We start from the raw sequence: 19033 nt of genomic DNA, 5'->3' as shown, positions 1-19033 counted from the left end.
GCGATGAGGAGAATTCCGTGTCCGTGCTGCAAGGGCCGCTGGCCGACCGCGACGCCTGGTCGGCGGTGGGACAGTGCCCGATCGAGAAGACGATGGCGCTGCTGGGCACCAAGACGACGATGCTGCTGATGCGCGAGGCCTTCTACGGCACCACCCGCTTCGACGACTTCTGGCGCCGGGTGGGGGTGACCAAGGCGGCCGCGGCGGCACGGCTGGCCGAACTCGTCGAGGCCGGCCTGCTCGAACGCAGGCCCTACCAGGAACCCGGTCAGCGCCGCCGGGACGAATACGTGCTCACCGACGCCGGACGCGATTTCATGCCGGTGGTCTGGGCGCTGTTCGAATGGGGCCGCCGCCACATCGACGACAGCCGGTTGCGACTGACCCACCTCGACTGCGGTGAGGAGGCGACCGTGGAGATCCGCTGCGGGGCGGGCCACGAGGTGCCGGTCGACGAACTCGGGGTGCGCCTGGTTGGACGCCGAACCGGAGCCAGTCGGCCCGAGATGCCCTGAGAGCGGCCGTCCGGGCGCTACTCTCGGCCGGTGCTGCATCTGCGGGTCATCGCGCCGGAGGAGTTGCGCGACCCGGTGCTCGAGGTGCTCCGCTCGGAGGTCGGGGTGGCGAACATCCTGCTCTACGCGGGCGTCTCGCTGGATCCGGCCGGTGACGAGATCACCGCCGACATCGCCCGCGAATGCGCCAACGACGTCATCAGGCGGCTCAAGGAACTCGAGGTGCACCACCGCGGTGCGATCACCCTCGAGATCCTCGACACCGTGCTCTCCACCCGCGCGCACCGCGCCGAGGATGCCGCCGAGGGCGATCCGGCCGACGCCGTCATCTGGGACGAATTGATCGGGCGCACAAGGGAAGAGGCGACGCTCAGCGTCACCTTCATCATGTTCCTCACCCTGGCCTGCCTGCTCACCGCGGTCGGCGTGGTCACCGACTCCACCGTGACGGTCGTCGGCGCGATGGTGCTCGGTCCGGAGTTCGGGCCGCTGGCCGCGCTCGCCGTCGCACTCGTCCAACGCCGACGCAGCCTGGCCCGGCGCGCAACCCTGGCGCTGCTCGTCGGATTCCCGATCGCGATGGGGATCACCGCACTGTGCACGATGGCCGCAGAGGCGGTCGGCTGGTTGACGGTGGACTCCGTATCCCACGTCGACGAGGTCGACTTCATCTTCCGGGTCGGGCCGCTGTCGTTCGTGGTGGCGCTGCTGGCCGGGGCGGCGGGCATGCTGTCGCTGGTGTCGGCGCGGGCGACGGGTCTGGTGGGGGTGTTCATTTCGGTGTACACCGTCACCGCGGCCGGATTCGCCGTCGTCGCGGCCACCGTCGGGCAGTGGGACGTGGCGGCGAAATCGGCGCTGCAGCTGCTGGTCAACCTCGTCGGCATCGTGGTGGCCGGGGTGCTGGTGCTGGTGCTGCGGCCCAAGGGGACGCTCATCCCGCGGGTGGCGCAGACCTGACCGCGGCGGGCATGCGCACCCCGACACGGTGTGATGGGATCAGCGGATGGGCATCAAGGTGGCGCTGGAGCACCGCACCAGCTACACGTTCGACCGGCTCGTCGAGGTGCATCCGCACGTCATCCGGCTGCGTCCGGCCCCGCACTCGCGCACCCCGATCGAGGCCTACTCGCTGACCGTCGAACCCGACGACCACTTCATCAACTGGCAGCAGGACGCGTTCGGCAACTTCGTTGCCCGCGTGGTGTTCCCGAACCGCGCCCGGCAGCTGACGATCACCGTCGGCCTGATCGCCGACCTCAAGGTGATCAACCCGTTCGACTTCTTCATCGAGGATTACGCCGAACGCATCGGCTTCCAGTACCCGCAGGCGCTCGCCGAAGACCTCAAGCCGTACCTGAAACCCGTCGACGACGACGGAGACGGCTCTGGGCCCGGCGAACTGGTCCAGCGGTGGGTCAAGGACTTCACCGTCGCACCCGGCACCGGCACGATCGAGTTCCTGGTCGCCCTCAACCGCGCGATCAACAACGACGTCGCCTACAGCCTGCGGCTGGAACCGGGGGTGCACACGCCCGAGCACACGCTGCGCTCCGGCATCGGATCGTGCCGGGACTCAGCCTGGCTGCTGGTGTCGATCCTGCGCGAACTCGGCTTGGCCGCCCGCTTCGTCTCCGGCTACCTCGTCCAACTCACCTCCGACGTCAAGGCGCTCGACGGCCCATCCGGACCCACCGCCGACTTCACCGATCTGCACGCCTGGACCGAGGTCTACATACCGGGCGCCGGCTGGATCGGCCTGGACCCCACCTCCGGACTGTTCGCCGGAGAAGGCCACATCCCGCTCTCGGCGACCCCGCACCCCGAGTCCGCCGCCCCGATCACCGGCGCCACCGAACCGTGCGAGACCACCCTCGATTTCGCCAACGTCGTCACCCGGGTCCACGAGGACCCGCGCGTCACCCTGCCCTACACCGACGCCGCGTGGGCGGCGATCTGCGCACTGGGGGACCGGGTCGACGACCGGATGGCGCGCGCCGACGTCCGCCTCACCGTCGGCGGCGAACCGACCTTCGTCTCCGTCGACAACCGCACCGACCCCGAGTGGACCACCGCCGCCGACGGCCCGCACAAACGGGAACGGGCCTCCGCGCTGGCCGCCCGGCTCAAGGACGTGTGGGCGCCGCAGGGGCTGGTGCAGCCCAGCCAGGGCAAGTGGTACCCCGGAGAACCGTTGCCGCGCTGGCAGATCGGGGTGTACTGGCGGGCCGACGGCGCACCGCTGTGGAGCGACGCCACACTGCTGGCCGACCCGTGGGCGACCGGCGGCACAGCCGCCGACGCCGTGGATTCCGACGCCGCCCGCCGCCTGCTCGACGCGATCGCGGCCGGGCTCGGGTTGCCCGCCACCCAGGTCCGGCCCGCCTTCGAGGACCCGCTGAGCCGGCTGGCCACCGCGGTCCGGCAGCCCGCTGGACCGGCTGTCGCCGCCGCAGACGATCTCGCCGACGACACCGCGGCGGCGCGCGCGGCGCTGCTGACCCGGCTCGACCAGGGCGTCACCGACCCCGCCGCCCACGTGCTGCCGCTGCACCGCCGCGACGACGACTCCGGCTGGGCCAGCGCCGACTGGCGGCTGCGCCGCGGTCGCATCGTGCTGCTCGACGGCGATTCGCCCGCCGGTCTGCGGCTGCCGCTCGACGCGATCAGCTGGCAGCCACCCCGACCCACCTATCCCGCCGACCCGCTGGCCCGCCGCGGAACGCTCGCCGACCCCACCGGCGAACCCGACGCCGTGGTCGAGGACGACGACACCGGGCCCACGACGGCGCTCGTTTCGGAGGTCCGGGACGGGGTGCTCTACGTCTTCCTGCCCCCGACCGAGGACCTCGACCACTTCGTCGACCTCGTCGGCCGGGTGGAGGCCGCGGCCGCGCACGTCGGCTGCCCGCTGGTCGTCGAGGGCTACCCGCCGCCCACCGACCCCCGGCTGGGCTGGGTCACCGTCACCCCCGACCCCGGCGTCATCGAGGTCAACGTCGCCCCGACGGGCGGTTTCGCCGACCAGCGTGCGCAACTGGAGACGCTCTACGAACAGGCCAGGCTCGCCCGGTTGACCACCGAGCAGTTCGACGTCGACGGCACCCACGGCGGCACCGGCGGCGGCAACCACATCACCCTCGGCGGACCCACACCCGCCGACTCGCCGCTGCTGCGCCGCCCCGACCTGCTGGTGTCGATGCTCACCTACTGGCAGCGCCATCCCGCGCTGTCGTACCTGTTCGCCGGGCGGTTCGTCGGCACCACCTCGCAGGCGCCACGGGTCGACGAGGGCCGCGCGGAGGCGCTCTACGAACTCGAGATCGCCTTCGCCGAGATCGACCGGCTCTGCGGCGCGGGCGGACGCAAGGCGTGGGTGACCGACCGGGCGCTGCGCCACCTGCTGACCGACATCACCGGCAACACCCACCGCGCCGAATTCTGCATCGACAAGCTGTACAGCCCCGACAGCGCGCGCGGCCGGCTCGGGCTGCTGGAACTGCGCGGCTTCGAGATGCCGCCGCACTTCCAGATGGCGATGGTGCAGTCGCTGCTGGTGCGTGCGCTGGTGGCGTGGTTCTGGGACCAACCCCTGCGCGCCCCGCTGATCCGGCACGGCGCCAACCTGCACGGCCGATACCTGTTGCCACACTTCCTCATCCACGACATCGCCGACGTCGCCGCTGACCTGCGCGCCAACGGGATCGCGTTCGACACCAGCTGGCTCGACCCGTTCACCGAGTTCCGCTTCCCCCGCATCGGCGCCGCGGTCCTCGACGGCGTGGAGATCGAACTGCGCGGCGCGATCGAACCGTGGAACGTGCTGGGGGAGCAGGCCACCGCGAGCGGCACCGCCCGCTACGTCGACTCCTCGATCGAGCGGCTGCAGGTGCGGTTGACCGGCGCCGACCGCAACCGCTACCTCGTCACCTGCAACGGGCACCCGATCCCGCTGTTGGCGACCGACAACCCCGACATCCAGGTCGGCGGGGTGCGCTATCGCGCGTGGCAGCCGCCGAGCGCACTGCACCCCACCATCACCGTCGACGGCCCGCTGCGCTTCGAACTCGTCGACACGGCCGCGGAGGTGTCCCGCGGCGGATGCACCTACCACGTCTCCCACCCCGGCGGCCGGTCCTACGACACCCCACCGGTCAACGCCGTGGAGGCCGAATCGCGCCGTGGCCGTCGCTTCGAGTCCACCGGATTCACCGCGGGCCGCATCGACCTGTCGGCGCTGCGCGAGAAGCAGGCCCGCCAGTCGACCGATGTGGGCGCGCCGGGCATCCTCGACCTGCGTCGGGTGCGTACCGTGCTGCGGTGATGGTCTTGTCTGCTCAGGGTCCGTCCGGGCCCGCACCCGCCGACGTCGACGGCGTCGTCGCCGGCTACCGTGCCGCGCGCGCTCAGCAGGTGCTGTTCGACGTGCGCGACGGGTACGACGAGTTCGTCGACGCCGCAGGCGACATCAGACCGGCGTGGCGCGAACTGGCGCAGTGCGTCGTCGAACGCGGCCGCGGCGGGCTCGACCAGCTGCAGGAGGTGGTGGCGAGCCTCGTCGACAACGACGGCATCACCTACCTCCACGTCGACGAGGACGGGGAGACCGTCCCCGGTCCGTGGCGCCTCGACGGGCTGCCGCTGATCCTGTCCGCCGACGACTGGGACCACCTGGAATCCGGCCTGGTGCAACGCTCCCGGCTGCTGGACGCGGTGTTGACCGACCTGTACGGCGAGCAGCGGTCGATCACCAGCGGAGTGCTGCCGGCGCAGCTGGTGTTCGCCCACCCCGGCTATGTGCGCGCCGCCCGCGGCATCGCGATCCCCGGCCGCCGCCAGCTGTTCCTGCACGGCTGCGATGTCAGCCGCACCGAGGACGGGTCGTTCGCGGTGAACGCCGACTGGACCCAGGCACCCTCGGGGGCCGGGTTCGCGATGGCCGACCGCCGGGTCGTCGCCCACGCGATCCCCGAACTGTACGAGCAGCTCCGGCCGCGCCCGGCGTCACCGTGGGCCCAAGCGCTGCGCCTGGCGCTGATCGACGCCGCGCCCGCGGCGGCCGAGGAACCCGTCGTCGTGGTGCTCAGCCCGGGCATCCACTCCGCGACCGCGTTCGACCAGGCGTACCTGGCCGGCATGCTCGGGTTCCCACTGGTGGAGAGCCCCGATCTGGTGGTGCGCGACGGCAAGCTGTGGATGCGCTCGCTGGGCACGCTCAAACGCGTCGACGTCGTGCTGCGGCGGGTGGACGCCGACTACGCCGATCCGCTCGACCTGCGTGCGGACTCCCGGCTCGGCGTGGTCGGGCTGGTCGAGGCGCAGCGGCGCGGCGCGGTCACCGTCGTCAACACCTTGGGCAGCGGCATCCTGGAGAGCCCCGGTCTGCAGCGCTTCCTGCCCGAAGTCGCCGAAGAACTGCTGGGGGAGACACCGCTGCTGGCGACCGCACCGGTCTACTGGGGCGGTATCGACCTGGAACGCTCACACCTGCTGAGCAACGTCGCCTCGCTGGTTTTTACCCCGGTGACCGGTGGGGAGTCCGTCGTCGGCTCCGCGCTGTCCCGGGCCCAGCGCGACGAGATGGCCGCACGGATCGACGCCGCGCCGTGGCAGTGGATCGGCCGGGAACTGCCGCAGTTCTCGTCGGCGCCGACCGTGCACCGCGACGACGGCCTGTCGGCGGCGAGTGTCGGAATGCGGTTGTTCACCGTCGCCCAGCGCGGCGGCTACGCCCCGATGATCGGCGGGCTCGGCTACCTGCTGGCCCCGGGCAACGCCGCCTACAAGTTGAGAACCATTGCGGCCAAGGATGTCTGGATCCGCAGCCCGGCACGCGTCACCGCCGAGCGCACCACGGGCGTCGAACCCGACATCGCCGCGCCCGTCACCGCGAGCCCCACCCGCGAGGTCACCTCCCCGCGCGTGTTGTCGGACCTGTTCTGGTTGGGCCGCTACGCCGAACGCGCCGAGTACACCGCACGACTGCTCACCGTGACCCGGGAGCGCTACCACGAGTACCGGTACCGGCAGGAGGTGGACGGCAGTGCGTGCGTTCCGGTGCTACTCACCGCCATCGGGAAACTCACCGGCACCGACACCGGGGCGCGCGGCGACCAGGCGGAGATGATTGCGACCGCGCCGACCACCCTGTGGGCGCTGACCGCCGACCGGCACCGCCCCGGATCGCTCGCCCAATCGGTCGAACGGCTCGGGCTGGCGGCCCGCTCGGTGCGCGACCAGATGTCCAACGACACCTGGATGGTGCTCGCCGCCGTCGAACGCGCCGTGCTCCGATCCTCGTCGGCGCCACCGGAATCCAAGACCGAGGGCGACGCCTACTTGGCGTCCGCGCACAGCGCCACCCTGGCGGGGATGCTGGCGCTGTCCGGGGTGGCCGCCGAATCCATGATCCGCGATGCCGGCTGGACGATGATGGACATCGGCAAACGCATCGAACGCGGACTGGGGCTGGTCGGGCTGCTGCGGGCCACGTTGGTCGACGTGCGCAGCCGCGGCGCCGAGCAGACGATCACCGAATCCACCCTGGTGGCCTGCGAGTCGTCGGTGATCTACCGGCGCCGGATGCTCGGCACCGTGCGGGTGTCCGCCGTGGCCGACCTGCTGCTGTTCGACGCCGAGAACCCCCGCTCGCTGGCCTACCAGTTCGACCGCCTGCGCGACGGTCTGCGCGCACTTCCGGGTTCGTCGGGTTCCTCACGCCCGCAACGTCTTGTCGACGACCTCGCCACCCGGTTGCGCCGCGTCGACCCCGCCGACCTCGAGGACGTCACCGCCGACGGCAGGCGAGCCGAACTGGCCGACCTGCTCGACGCCGTCCAGCGGGACCTGCGCGCGCTGTCGGGGGTCATCACGACGACGCACCTCTCGCTGCCCGGCGGGATGCAGCCGCTGTGGGGGCCCGCCGAACGCCGGGTGCTGCCGTGAAAGCGACCCGTACGTACCGCATCATCCACCGCACCGTCTACACCTACTCCGACGTGGTGACCAGCTCCTACGGCCGCGGCTTCCTCACCCCGCGCGACTCCGACCGGCAGCGGTGCCTGACCCACGAGCTGACCATCGATCCCGAACCCGCCGACAGCTCCACCAGCCGCGACGCCTACGGCAACGCGAGCTCGTACTTTCACGTCACCGACCGTCACCGGGTGCTCAGCATCACCAGCAGTTCGGTCGTCGAGGTCGATCCGCCACCGGAGTCGCTCTACAGCGGCGGATCCGCCCGGGCGCCGTGGGAATTGGCCCGGCCGGTCGGAGCCGACGGCGCACTGGCCACCGAATTCACCCTCGACCTCAGTCCGCCGGAGATCACCGCGGCCGTACGTGATTACGCCGCACCGAGTTTCACCCCCGGCCGGCCGCTGATCGAGGTGCTGCACGACCTGAACACGCGGATCAACCGCGACTTCACCTACCGGTCCGGGTCCACCACGGTGTCGACCAAGGTCAACGAGGTTTTGACGGCGCGCGAGGGGGTATGTCAGGACTTCGCTCGGCTGGCGATCGCCTGCCTGCGCGCGAACGGTCTGGCCGCCAGCTATGTCTCGGGTTACCTGGCGACGGACCCTCCCCCCGGAAAGGAACGCATGGTCGGCATCGATGCGACGCACGCCTGGGCTTCGGTGTGGACACCCCAGAACCAGTGGCTCGGGCTGGATCCCACCAACGCCGCACTGGAGGACGAACGCTACGTCGTGGTGGGCGTCGGCCGCGACTACGCCGACGTGCCACCGCTGCGGGGGATCATCTACACCGACTCCGAGAGCAGCAAGATCGAGGTGTCCGTCGACGTGGCGCCGCTGGACGGGTGTGCGCGCTGATGCGGGACTTCAACTGCCCGAACTGCGGCCAGCGGTTGGCGTTCGAGAACTCGGTGTGCCTCAATTGCGGCAGTGCACTGGGGTTCTCGGTCGACGACATGGCGCTGCTGGTGATCGCGCCGCCGAAGGAGAGTGAACACGCGGGCGCGGTGTCCGAACGCCAGTACCAGTTGTGCGCGAACATGCATCTCGCCGAGTGCAACTGGCTGGTCGAGACGGGACCGATCGCTCGGCTGTGCCAGGCGTGCGCGCTGACCCGCACTCGGCCCAACGACGCCGACACCAAGGCGCTCGCCGCCTTCGCCGTCGCCGAGCGCGCCAAGCGCAGGCTCATCGCCGAACTGCACGAACTCAAGCTGCCGATCGTGGGTCGCGACGAGGACCCCGACTACGGTCTGGCCTTCGACCTGCTCTCCAGTGAGAACGAGAAGGTGTTCACCGGACACGCCAACGGCGTGATCACCCTCGACCTCGCTGAGGGCGACGACGTCCACCGCGAACAGCTGCGCGTTGCGATGGACGAGCCGTACCGGACGCTGCTCGGGCACTTCCGCCACGAGATCGGGCACTACTACTTCTACCGCCTCATCGGGCCGTCGCCGGCTTACCTCGAGACCTTCAACGAATTGTTCGGCGACCCGGACCTCGACTACCAGGAGGCGCTGGACCGCCACTACAGCGAGGGTGCGCCGGCGGGGTGGGAGGAGAACTACGTGTCCTCCTACGCCACCATGCACCCCGCGGAGGACTGGGCCGAGACGTTCGCCCACTACCTGCACATCCGCGACACGCTCGACACCGCCGCGGCGTTCGGATTCGCCCCTGCGGGAGCGACTTTCGAGCGTCGCGTACTCGGCCCGAGCGGGTTCGACACGATCATCGAGATGTGGCTGCCGCTGTCGTGGGCGCAGAACATGATCAACCGGTCGATGGGCAAGGACGATCTGTACCCCTTCGTGCTCCCGCCGCCGGTGCTCGAGAAGATGCGGTTCATCCACAACGTCATCGACGAGGTGACCGCCGACCCCACCAAACTGGCGAGCGCGTCGTCGCAGCAGCACCAGCAGGGGCAGTGAGCAACACGCGGGGCTGACGTTCGGCCGCGAACGCCGTCGCCGTCCCTACGATCACCCGGTGACCGATCGCTACGGCCGCGACGTACTGGCCCGCAACCCGCATGCGCCCCAACGCGCGCGTTCTGTCGAACAGCCCGTCGAGGCGGGCATGGTGGTGGAGGACGCCCAGTCCGGCTACGTCGGTGCGGTGGTGCGCGTCGAGAAGGGCCGCGTCGAACTCGAGGACCGCAACGGCCGCGTCCGGGTCTTCCCGCTGGGTCCGGGCTTCCTGCTGGAGGGCAAACCCGTCATCCTGACCCCGCCGCGGCAGGCTCCCGGCCCGGCCGCCCGCACCGCCTCGGGTTCGGTCGCGGTGGCCGGCGTCCGCGCGAAGGTGGCGCTGGCCAGCCGGATCTACGTCGAGGGCCGCCACGACGCCGAACTCGTCGAACAGGTCTGGGGTGAGGATCTGCGCATCGAGGGCGTGGTGGTCGAGTACCTCGGGGGTGTCGACGACCTCGCCGCGATCGTCGAGGAGTTCCAGCCCGGACCCGGCCGCCGGCTGGGCGTGCTCGTCGACCATCTCGTCGCCGGCTCCAAGGAGTCCCGCATCGCCGAGGCCGTCGCGCGCGGCCGCTTCGGGGCGCACACGCTGGTGGTCGGCCACCCCTACATCGACATCTGGGAGGCGGTGAAACCCGCCCGCCTCGGGATCGCGGCATGGCCGCGGGTGCCGCGCGGCACGGACTGGAAACACGGGGTGTGCGCGGCGCTGGGCTGGCCGCACGCGGACCAGGCCGACATCGCACGGGCATGGCAGCACATCCGCGGCCGCGTCCGGAACTGGACGGATCTGGAGCCCGAGCTCATCGGCCGGGTCGAGGAGCTCATCGATTTCGTGACGGCGCCCGCGTCGCCGTGACGTGGTAAGCACAAGACGTGTCCGACTCGCTGTTCGATCTGCCGGGTGAGGGGCCCGGTCCGGGGACGGGTCCGGTGGCAGGCGCACCCGCGACGGCGCCGCTGGCGGTGCGGATGCGCCCCGCCGGCCTCGACGAGGTGGTCGGCCAGGAGCACCTGCTCAAACCGAATTCACCGCTGCGCCGTCTGGTGGAGGGCTCCGGCGCCGCGTCGGTGATCCTCTACGGTCCGCCGGGAACCGGGAAGACCACGCTGGCCTCGCTGATCTCCCATGCGACCGGCCGCCGGTTCGAGGCGCTCTCGGCGCTGTCGGCGGGGGTCAAAGAGGTGCGGGCGGTGATCGAGACCGCCCGCCAAGGCCTGCTGCGCGGACAGCAGACCGTGCTGTTCATCGACGAGGTGCACCGGTTTTCCAAGACCCAGCAGGACGCGCTGTTGGCCGCGGTCGAGAACCGGGTCGTGCTGCTGGTGGCGGCGACCACGGAGAACCCGTCGTTCTCGGTGGTGGCGCCGCTGCTGTCGCGCTCGCTGATCCTGCAGCTGCAGCCGTTGACCCCGGAGAGCATCGCCGAGGTGGTCCGGCGCGCGGTCGCCGATCCGCGCGGGCTGGGCGGCAGCGTCGAGGTCGGCGACGACGCCGTCGACCTGATCGTCCAGCTCTCCGCCGGTGATGCCCGCCGCGCGCTGACCGCGCTCGAGGTCGCCGCCGAATCCGCCGAGGCGGCCGGTGGCGCGGTGACGGTCGACATCGTCGAGCAGTCACTGGACAAGGCCGCGGTGCGCTACGACCGCGACGGCGACCAGCACTACGACGTCGTCAGCGCGTTCATCAAATCGGTCCGCGGCTCGGACGTGGACGCGGCACTGCACTACCTGGCGCGGATGCTGGTCGCGGGGGAGGACCCGCGCTTCATCGCGCGCCGGCTGATGATCCTGGCGAGTGAGGACATCGGGATGGCCGATCCGACCGCACTGCCGACCGCGGTCGCGGCCGCGCAGACCGTCCAGCTGATCGGGATGCCCGAGGCCCAGCTGACGCTGGCGCACGCCACCGTCCACCTGGCCACGGCCGCGAAGTCCAACGCCGTCACCACCGCGCTGGGTGCGGCGATGAACGACGTCCGCAACGGTAAGGCCGGTCAGGTGCCCGCGCACCTGCGCGACGGCCACTACTCCGGGGCGGCGAAACTCGGCAACGCCGTCGGCTACGTCTACGCCCACGACCATCCCGATGGTGTTGTGCCGCAACAGTATCCGCCCGACGAGCTGGTCGGTGTGGACTACTACCGGCCGACCGGGCGGGGCGTTGAACGCGAGATCGGCGGCCGCCTCGAGCGGTTGCGCGCGATCATCCGCAAGCGACGCTGACCGGGTCTTGACACCCCACGGCGCTCCGGCCTACCGTCGTAGTCAACAAAAGTGTTGATCAAGGATATAGTTGACTAATGGGCAGTGGTGAGGTCGACGACGGGCTCGACCGGGCGTTCATGGCGCTGGCCGACCCGGTGCGGCGGGCCATCGTCGCGCGGCTCAGCCGCGGCCCGGCCACCGTCAACGAACTGGCCGAACCGTTCGACATCACCAAACAGGCGGTGTCGCGGCACATCGCGGTGCTCGAACAGGCCGGACTGGTGACCCGCACCCGCGACGCGCAGCGCAGGCCGGTGCACCTCGACGCCGCCGCCCTCGAACGGCTGACCGGATGGATCGACCGCTACCGCCTCGACGCCGAACGCAACTACCGCCGACTGGACGCCCTGCTGGCACGGGGCACCGACACGAAGGGATCATCATGACCAACGCACTCGACCTCGTCGCACCGGTGGACACACTGGCCATGGACTTCACCCGCGAGTTCGACGCACCCGTCGCCGCGCTGTTCCGTGCGCATGCCGAACCCGACCTGGTGCGCCAGTGGCTCGGACCGCGCGGCCTCGACATGTCCATCGAGCACTGGGATTTCCGCACCGGTGGCGGCTACCGCTACGTGCACTCCGACGCCGGCGGCAGCTATACGTTCCGCGGCGTCTTCCACACCGTGCGTGACGATCTGGTGATCCAGACCTTCGAATTCGAGGGCGCTCCGGACATGGTCAACATCGAGTACCTGTGGTTCGAGGCGGTGGGGGACCGGCGCAGCAGGCTGCGAGGCCGGTCGATCTGCCCGAACACCGAAGCGCGCGACGGACTGCTGTCCTCGGGGATGGAACGCGGGATGACCGAGGGTTACGAACGCCTCGACGCGCTGCTGCCGTCGCTGTGACGCGGCGATTTGTGCACGGTTTCGCGCGCTCACCGCTCGAAATCGTGCACAAATCGCTCGGAGTTCACACAGCGTTCCCCCATCCGCGACACAGCCGAGTCGCCATTCCTGACAACCGCAGCGTTGGCATTGTCAGAAAGTACGCAATTTCCCAGAAAACGTCCTCTGAACTGCTGTTATACACTTCTCGCTGACGTATTTCCCGCCATTGTCCGGTATTTCACGAACGCGGACATCCGGGTATGCGACGCGCTTGATCTCCGTTACACCGCGCATGACCGATAACGCAGTTCTCACCCCCTTGAACACCGCCGCCACCGCCCACCTCGGTGCTCCCCGCATCGCGGGCACGGCGACGGCGTTCACCACCAACCGACACACGCAGGACGAGGTGGCCCAGGCCCTCACCGAGTTCGCCGACCCCGCCTTCGCCCGCTTCGCGCGCACCAGTGGCGTCGAATACCGCAACCTCGCACTGCCTTTGGACCGCTATCCCAAACTGAGCGGTTTCACCGAGGCCAACGCCGCCTACGCCGAGGTCGCGATCGAACTCGGCGAGCGCGCCGTCCGATCGGCGCTCGACGCCGCCCACCTGCAACCCGACCAGGTCGACGCCATCGTGGCGGTGTCGAGCACCGGCGTGGCCGTGCCCACCATCGACGCCACCATCTGCTCGCACCTCGGGTTCCGACCCGACGTCAAACGCATCCCACTGTTCGGCCTCGGCTGCGTCGCGGGCGCCGCAGGGATGTCCCGCGTGCACGACTATCTGCGCGGCTACCCCGACCACGTCGCCGTCCTGCTCTCGGTGGAGTTGTGTTCGCTGACACTGCAGCGCGACGACACGTCGATCCCGGCGCTGATCGGACTGTGCCTGTTCGGGGACGGCGCGGCCGCGGTGGTCGCCACCGGCGCGCAACACCAACTGGCACAGGGCGGTTCGACCCCACGGGTGCTCGCCACCCGGAGCCGGCTCTTTCCGGGCACCGCCGACGTGATGGGCTGGAACGTCCGGTCCAGCGGATTCCAGCTCGTGATGTCGCGGGACGTGCCCGTGATGGCCGAACACCACCTCGGGCCGGAAGTCGACCGCTTCCTCGCCGACCAGGGTCTGACCAGAGCCGACATCTCGACATGGGTCTGCCACCCGGGTGGTCCCAAGGTGCTCGAGGCGATCCACGAAGCGGTCGGTATGCCCGCGTCGGCGTTGCGCCACAGCTGGGACTCCATGCGGGACAACGGCAACATCTCATCGGCATCGGTGCTCGACGTGCTCAACCGCACCGTCGCTCAGCCACCCACCCCCGGATCGCTCGGCGTCATGCTGGCGATGGGTCCCGGGTTCAGCTTCGAACTGCTGCTGCTGAGCTGGTGATCCCCGTGTACTACCTCTTCATCCTCGCGATCGGCGTCGAGCGGCTGATCGAACTCGTCGTCGCCCGCCGCAACGCGCGATGGTCGTTCGCCAACGGCGGCAGAGAATTCGGGCAACGGCACTATCCGGTCATCGTGACCATGCACACCCTGCTGCTGGTGTCGTGCATCGCCGAGGTGTGGTGGGCGCACCGGCCGTTCATCCCGTGGCTCGGCTGGGCGATGGTCGGCGTCGTGGTCGCCAGCACCGTCGTGCGTTGGTGGTGTGTGTCCATACTCGGCAAGCGCTGGAACCCGCGGCTCATCGTGATCCCCGGTGTCACCCCGGTTCAACGGGGGCCCTACCGCTGGATTCACCACCCCAACTACACCGCGGTGGCCGCTGAGGTGGCAGCACTGCCGCTGGTCCACTCGGCGTGGATCACCGCGATCGTCTTCACCGTCGCCAACGCACTGGTCCTCCGGGTGCGGATCCGGGCCGAGAACGTCGCGCTGGGGTATGTGAACCGACCGGTAGGCCAGCACGTGCGTACGTGATGAGGGACGATGGCGTCGTGCCCGAGCGCGGCGTACTTGCCCGCCTCGCCACCGTGGCGATCGCCGCACCGCGGCGGATCATCGCGGTGGCGATGCTGGTCGCGGTGGCCGCCGCGATCTTCGGCATCCCGGTCGCGGGTAAGCTCTCCGCCGGCGGCTTCGACGATCCGGCCAGCGAATCCTCCCGCGCCGCAGCACTGCTCGCGCAGCGGTTCGACCGGGGCGACCTCGAGTTGCTGTTCACCGTCACCTCCCCGGAGGGGGCGACGGCCGGCCCGGCCCGGGCGGTCGGCACCGGCATCGCCGACGCGCTGGGCCGCTCACCGCACGTCGCGTCGGTGACCTCGGCGTGGACCGCGCGCGGGCCCGCCGCCGATGCGTTGATCAGTGCGGACGGCCGCACGGGTCTGGTGGTCGCCGGGGTCACCGGCGGCGACGCGCACGCCGCGGGCAACGCCGAGGACCTGGTCCGCGCGATCGGCGGGGAACGCTTCGAACGCGACGGGGTGACCGTGCGGGCGGGCGGTGTCGCGATGGTCAACAGTCAGGTCACCGCCCAGACCCAGCACGACCTCTTGCTCATGGAGTCGATCGCGATCCCGGTGAGCTTCCTGGTCCTGGTGTGGGTGTTCGGCGGACTGCTCGCCGCGGCGGTCCCGGTGGGTGTCGGCGTCGTGGCGATCCTGGGATCGCTCGCGGTGCTGCACCTCATCACCTTCGTCACCGACGTGTCGATCTTCGCGCTCAACCTGTGCATGGCGATGGGGCTCGCGCTGGCCATCGACTACACGCTGCTGATGATCAGCCGCTACCGCGACGAACTGGCCGCCGGCGCCGACCGCCACCGCGCCGTGACCCGCATGATGGTCACCGCCGGACGCACGGTGCTGTTCTCCGCGACGACTGTGGCGCTGCCGATGCTCACGATGGTGCTGTTCCCGATGTACTTCCTCAAGTCGTTCGCCTACGCCGGCGTCGCGACGGTGGTGTTCGCGGCCACCGCGGCCCTGCTGCTCACCCCGGCCGCGATCATCGTGCTCGGCCCCCGCATCGACGCGCTCGACATGCGGCGACTGGGCCGGCGCGTGCTGCACCGCCCCGAACCCGTGCCGATCCCGGTGGAGCGTCAGTTCTGGTATCGCTCAACGAAATTCGTGATGCGCCGCGCGGTGCCGATCGGTCTGGCCGGCATCGCAGTGCTGGTCCTGCTCGGGCTGCCCTTCCTCGGGGTGCGCTGGGGACTGCCCGACGACCGGGTGTTGCCGCAGAGTGCCTCGGCGCACGAGGTCGGTGACCAGCTCCGCACCGAGTTCGCCGCCGACCCGGCAACGGCCGTCTCGGTGGTGATCCCCGATGCCCGCGGCCTGACCGAGGCGCAGCTCAGCGACTATGCCGCCAACCTGTCCCGCGTCGCGGACGTGGCGTCGGTGTCGGCGCCGTCGGGGACCTACCGCGCCGGGCAGCGGGTCGGGCCGCCGTCGCAGGCCACCGGCATCCGCGACGGCAGCGCGCTGCTCACCGTCGCGACCGAGGCACCGTTGTTCTCGGACCGGTCGAACACCCAACTCGACCGGCTGCACGACGTGTCCGGGCCCGCCGGTCGCTCGGTCGAACTTGCCGGAGTCGCGCCGAGCAACCGGGACAGTGTCACCGCGATCACCTCCCGGCTGCCGCTGGTGCTCGGCCTGATCGCGGTGTCCACGTTCTGTCTGCTGTTCCTGCTGACCGCCAGCGTGGTGCTCCCGTTGAAGGCGTTGGTGCTCAATGTGTTGTCGCTGAGCGCGGCGTTCGGCGCGATGGTCTGGATCTTCCAGGAGGGCCACCTCGGCGCGCTCGGCACGACGTCGACCGGGACCCTGGTGGCCAACATCCCGGTGCTGCTGTTCTGCATCGCCTTCGGGTTGTCGATGGACTACGAGGTGTTCCTGATGTCGCGGATCCGCGAATTCTGGCTGGCCTCCGGCCGAACGGCCGCGGACGTGACCGAGAGCGTCGCACGGGGCCTGGCCCGCACGGGGCGGGTCGTCACCGCTGCGGCGTTGGTGATGACGATCAGCTTCGCGGCGCTCATTGCGGCGAACGTGTCGTTCATGCGGATGTTCGGTCTCGGCCTGAGCCTGGCCGTCCTCGCCGACGCGACACTGGTGCGGATGATCCTGGTGCCCGCGTTCATGCGGGTGCTCGGCCGCTGGAACTGGTGGGCACCGCGACCACTCGTGCGCCTGCAGCACCGGGTCGGCCTCAGCGAGACCCCGCTTCCAGATCCTGCTTGACCGCGAGCCTGCGCAGCTTGCCCGACGACGTGCGGGGCAGCGCACCGGGTTTGACGAACACCACATCCGACGGCACCACACCGCACTGCGACGCGACCTGCTCGACGACCTCGGTGCGCGCCGCGGCCTCGTCGCGGCCGCGGAACTCCGCGGTGATCACCAGACCCGGCCGGATCGACCCCTCACCGGTGCCGACGGCCACCACCGCCCCCTCCCGCACCCCCGCCACCTGGGCGGCGACCCGTTCGACCTCTGCGGGGAAGATGTTGCGGCCCGCGACGGTGATGAGCTCCTTGGCCCGACCGCACACCACCAGCCCACCGCCGACGAAGTAGCCCAGATCCCCGGTGGGGAACCAACTCTGCGGATCCCGCGGCGCGTCGCCGACATAGCCGGTCAACATCGACGACCCGCGGATCTCCACCTCACCGACCTCGCGGCCGGCGACCTTCGACGCGTTGTCGCTGGGCGCGATCCGCACCTCCATACCGGGGATGGCGTGCCCCAGCACGGCGTGTCGGCGCCCGCCGGCCCCGTTCTCCGAGGCCACCTCGTCGACCTGCAGACCGTCGCCGGGCACGGGAACGGTGACCGCGCACGTCGCCTCCGCGAGCCCGTAGGACGGGGCGAGCGCGCCTGCGGAGAACCCGAACCGCGCCATCGCGGTGGCGAACAGGCCGGTCAGTTCGCAGTCGACGGGTTCGCCGCCGTTGAGCGCGAACCGGAGGGAGGACAGGTCGACGTCGGTGACGCGGCGGGCGTACTTGCCGATCATCCCGAACGCCATGTTGGGCGCCGCGGTGAAACTCGCCCGGCTCTCGTCGAGCCAGTTCAGCCAGCGGAACGGCGACGCCTGGAACGCCTGGGTGGGTGCCTGCCACGTCTCGGCGCCGGCGAGCGCACCGGAGAGCAGGAAGCTCAGCCCCATGTCGTGGTACAGCGGCAGCCACGAACACCCGACGTCGGTCGACTGCACCGCCGTACGGGTGTTGAGCCCGGTGAGGTTGGCCAACACCGCATCCGGCGACAACCGCACCGTGCGCGGGGTGCCGGTGGATCCAGCGGTGCCCTGCAGGATCGCCACGTCACCGCTGGGTGGCGGGGCCTCGAACGATCCTGAGCGGACGGGGTGGGCGAGCGCCGTCACATCCTCGATCGCGAGCGGCGCACCTGCACTGCGCAATTCGTCCAGGTGGGCGCCATGGGTCAGGACATGGCTGACCCCGACGCCGCTGAACCGCGCCAGCGTGCTGTGCGCCCACCGATCGGCCGCGGCGCCGCGCACCGGGCCGGGCAGCACCGACACACCCCGCCCGGCGAGGAACGCTCCGACGATCGCGGCGATGAACTCGACGGTCGGTTCGCCGACCAGTCCGACTGCGGATGCGTTCGCCTCACCGATCCGCTCCGCGACGTTGCGCGACCGATCCAGCACCTCCTGCCACGGGTGCCGCCGCCACGTGCCGCTGTCGCGATCCAGGACGACGAGGTCGGTGGCGGTGCCGCCCATCGACGCCGTCAGCGCCGATGCAAGGGAGTTCATCGCGGACCCCGGCGGCAGGGGCGGCGGCCAGCGCACTGAGTCGCGTTGGCGGAGGTGGTCGTGTGCGTCACGTCCGCACACTACAACGCCGAGATAGGCGAGCCTATGCTGACTGCGGTTCGAGTGAGGGCAAACACGCAGTCGAATAGACGGTGACGTCAAAAACGGGCCGGTCGTCCCGCAAAGGGCTCAGACGGGCCGCTCCCGAGGACGGGATCGCGTCGCGGTCCGTGTGATCTGGGTCACTGACTGTGCTTCCCGGCGGTGCGGCGGCCGACTCGCGTCGTGGTGGTCCAGCGGTATGCGGGCGAAGTCGATAGCGGGGCTTTGTTGGACTTCTTGCGAACCCTGCGTTGACGGGTTCACGGAAGTCGTTGCAGCGCAACGGAACAAGGGGGCCGCCAGGAGGCGGGGCCGGGCGCGCCGTATCGGGCCTCGCGCAGGTTAATGGTGAGCGTGCGTTATGTGGCCACAGTGACCGCCATTCCGCCTGTATTTCGAATTGGAATCCGTGGTGATCAGCGGTCGGCAATCGAAAAGCATACAATTCTGAAGGTCGTCATGATCATCGCAATTTGCCGCAAATAAGCGCACCCGCCATGGAAAGAAACGCAGCACCGTGAGAATGGCAAATACATGAGCAGCGAGCGCGTGTCTGTCGGTTGTCGCGCCGGTTGGCGGTGAGGGCGACGGGACCTGCACAAATGAGCGCTG

14 protein-coding genes are annotated in these 19033 nt (G+C 70.2%); 13 read left to right on the top strand and 1 reads right to left on the bottom strand.

The annotated features are described in order from the left end of the window. The first annotated feature begins 17 nt into the window (after window positions 1-17). The 13 genes from AU194_RS13860 to AU194_RS13800 all read left to right on the top strand — a co-directional run bounded on the left by AU194_RS13860 (window position 18) and on the right by AU194_RS13800 (window position 16776). Window positions 18-515 carry a helix-turn-helix domain-containing protein gene (locus tag AU194_RS13860; protein WP_059089833.1) on the top strand — a complete coding sequence of 166 codons (498 nt, stop codon included), beginning with the start codon at window positions 18-20 and terminating at the stop codon, window positions 513-515. A 30-nt stretch (window positions 516-545) separates the two neighbouring features. After that, on the top strand, window positions 546-1475 hold the full coding sequence (locus AU194_RS13855; RefSeq protein WP_059089832.1) for a DUF389 domain-containing protein: 930 nt from the start codon (window positions 546-548) through the stop codon (window positions 1473-1475). 46 nt (window positions 1476-1521) lie between these two features. Continuing rightward, on the top strand, window positions 1522-4839 hold the full coding sequence (locus AU194_RS13850; protein ID WP_059089831.1) for a DUF2126 domain-containing protein: 3318 nt from the start codon (window positions 1522-1524) through the stop codon (window positions 4837-4839). Beyond that, window positions 4839-7460 carry a circularly permuted type 2 ATP-grasp protein gene (locus AU194_RS13845; RefSeq protein ID WP_059089830.1) on the top strand — a complete coding sequence of 874 codons (2622 nt, stop codon included), beginning with the start codon at window positions 4839-4841 and terminating at the stop codon, window positions 7458-7460. Before AU194_RS13850 ends, AU194_RS13845 begins: the two co-directional genes overlap by 1 nt. Further along, window positions 7427-8353 carry a transglutaminase family protein gene (locus AU194_RS13840; RefSeq protein WP_059089829.1) on the top strand — a complete coding sequence of 309 codons (927 nt, stop codon included), beginning with the start codon at window positions 7427-7429 and terminating at the stop codon, window positions 8351-8353. The genes AU194_RS13845 and AU194_RS13840 overlap by 34 nt, the downstream gene beginning before the upstream one ends. Then, window positions 8353-9429: a putative zinc-binding metallopeptidase gene (locus AU194_RS13835; RefSeq protein WP_059089859.1), complete on the top strand. Its 1077-nt coding sequence runs from the start codon at window positions 8353-8355 to the stop codon at window positions 9427-9429. The genes AU194_RS13840 and AU194_RS13835 overlap by 1 nt, the downstream gene beginning before the upstream one ends. A gap of 58 nt (window positions 9430-9487) precedes the next feature. Then, window positions 9488-10330: a DUF3097 domain-containing protein gene (locus tag AU194_RS13830; RefSeq protein WP_059089828.1), complete on the top strand. Its 843-nt coding sequence runs from the start codon at window positions 9488-9490 to the stop codon at window positions 10328-10330. 17 nt (window positions 10331-10347) lie between these two features. After that, window positions 10348-11697 (top strand): replication-associated recombination protein A, encoded by a 1350-nt coding sequence (locus AU194_RS13825; RefSeq protein ID WP_059089827.1) that lies wholly within the window; start codon window positions 10348-10350, stop codon window positions 11695-11697. Between the two features lie 77 nt (window positions 11698-11774). Next, entirely contained in the window at window positions 11775-12125 is a 351-nt protein-coding gene (locus tag AU194_RS13820; RefSeq protein ID WP_059089826.1) for a helix-turn-helix transcriptional regulator, read from the top strand. Next, entirely contained in the window at window positions 12122-12592 is a 471-nt protein-coding gene (locus AU194_RS13815; protein ID WP_059089825.1) for an SRPBCC family protein, read from the top strand. Before AU194_RS13820 ends, AU194_RS13815 begins: the two co-directional genes overlap by 4 nt. Before the next feature lie 274 nt (window positions 12593-12866). Then, a complete protein-coding gene (locus tag AU194_RS13810; RefSeq protein WP_082698644.1) occupies window positions 12867-13967 on the top strand; it encodes a type III polyketide synthase in 1101 nt (366 codons plus the stop codon). A 5-nt stretch (window positions 13968-13972) separates the two neighbouring features. Next, the gene (locus tag AU194_RS13805) at window positions 13973-14503 is read left to right on the top strand and encodes an isoprenylcysteine carboxyl methyltransferase family protein (RefSeq protein ID WP_231743361.1); all 531 of its coding nucleotides are present in this window, start codon (window positions 13973-13975) and stop codon (window positions 14501-14503) included. Continuing rightward, window positions 14503-16776 (top strand): MMPL family transporter, encoded by a 2274-nt coding sequence (locus AU194_RS13800; RefSeq protein ID WP_059089823.1) that lies wholly within the window; start codon window positions 14503-14505, stop codon window positions 16774-16776. Before AU194_RS13805 ends, AU194_RS13800 begins: the two co-directional genes overlap by 1 nt. Here the strand turns inward: AU194_RS13800 and mbtM are convergent. Then, entirely contained in the window at window positions 16745-18319 is a 1575-nt protein-coding gene (mbtM, locus tag AU194_RS13795; RefSeq protein ID WP_059089822.1) for a long-chain-fatty acid--ACP ligase MbtM, read from the bottom strand. The genes AU194_RS13800 and mbtM overlap by 32 nt on opposite strands. Window positions 18320-19033 lie beyond the last annotated feature (714 nt).

Source organism: Mycobacterium sp. GA-2829 (genome assembly GCF_001499965.1).
Classification (GTDB): domain Bacteria; phylum Actinomycetota; class Actinomycetes; order Mycobacteriales; family Mycobacteriaceae; genus Mycobacterium.
This window is presented reverse-complemented; position numbering and strand designations above follow the sequence as displayed.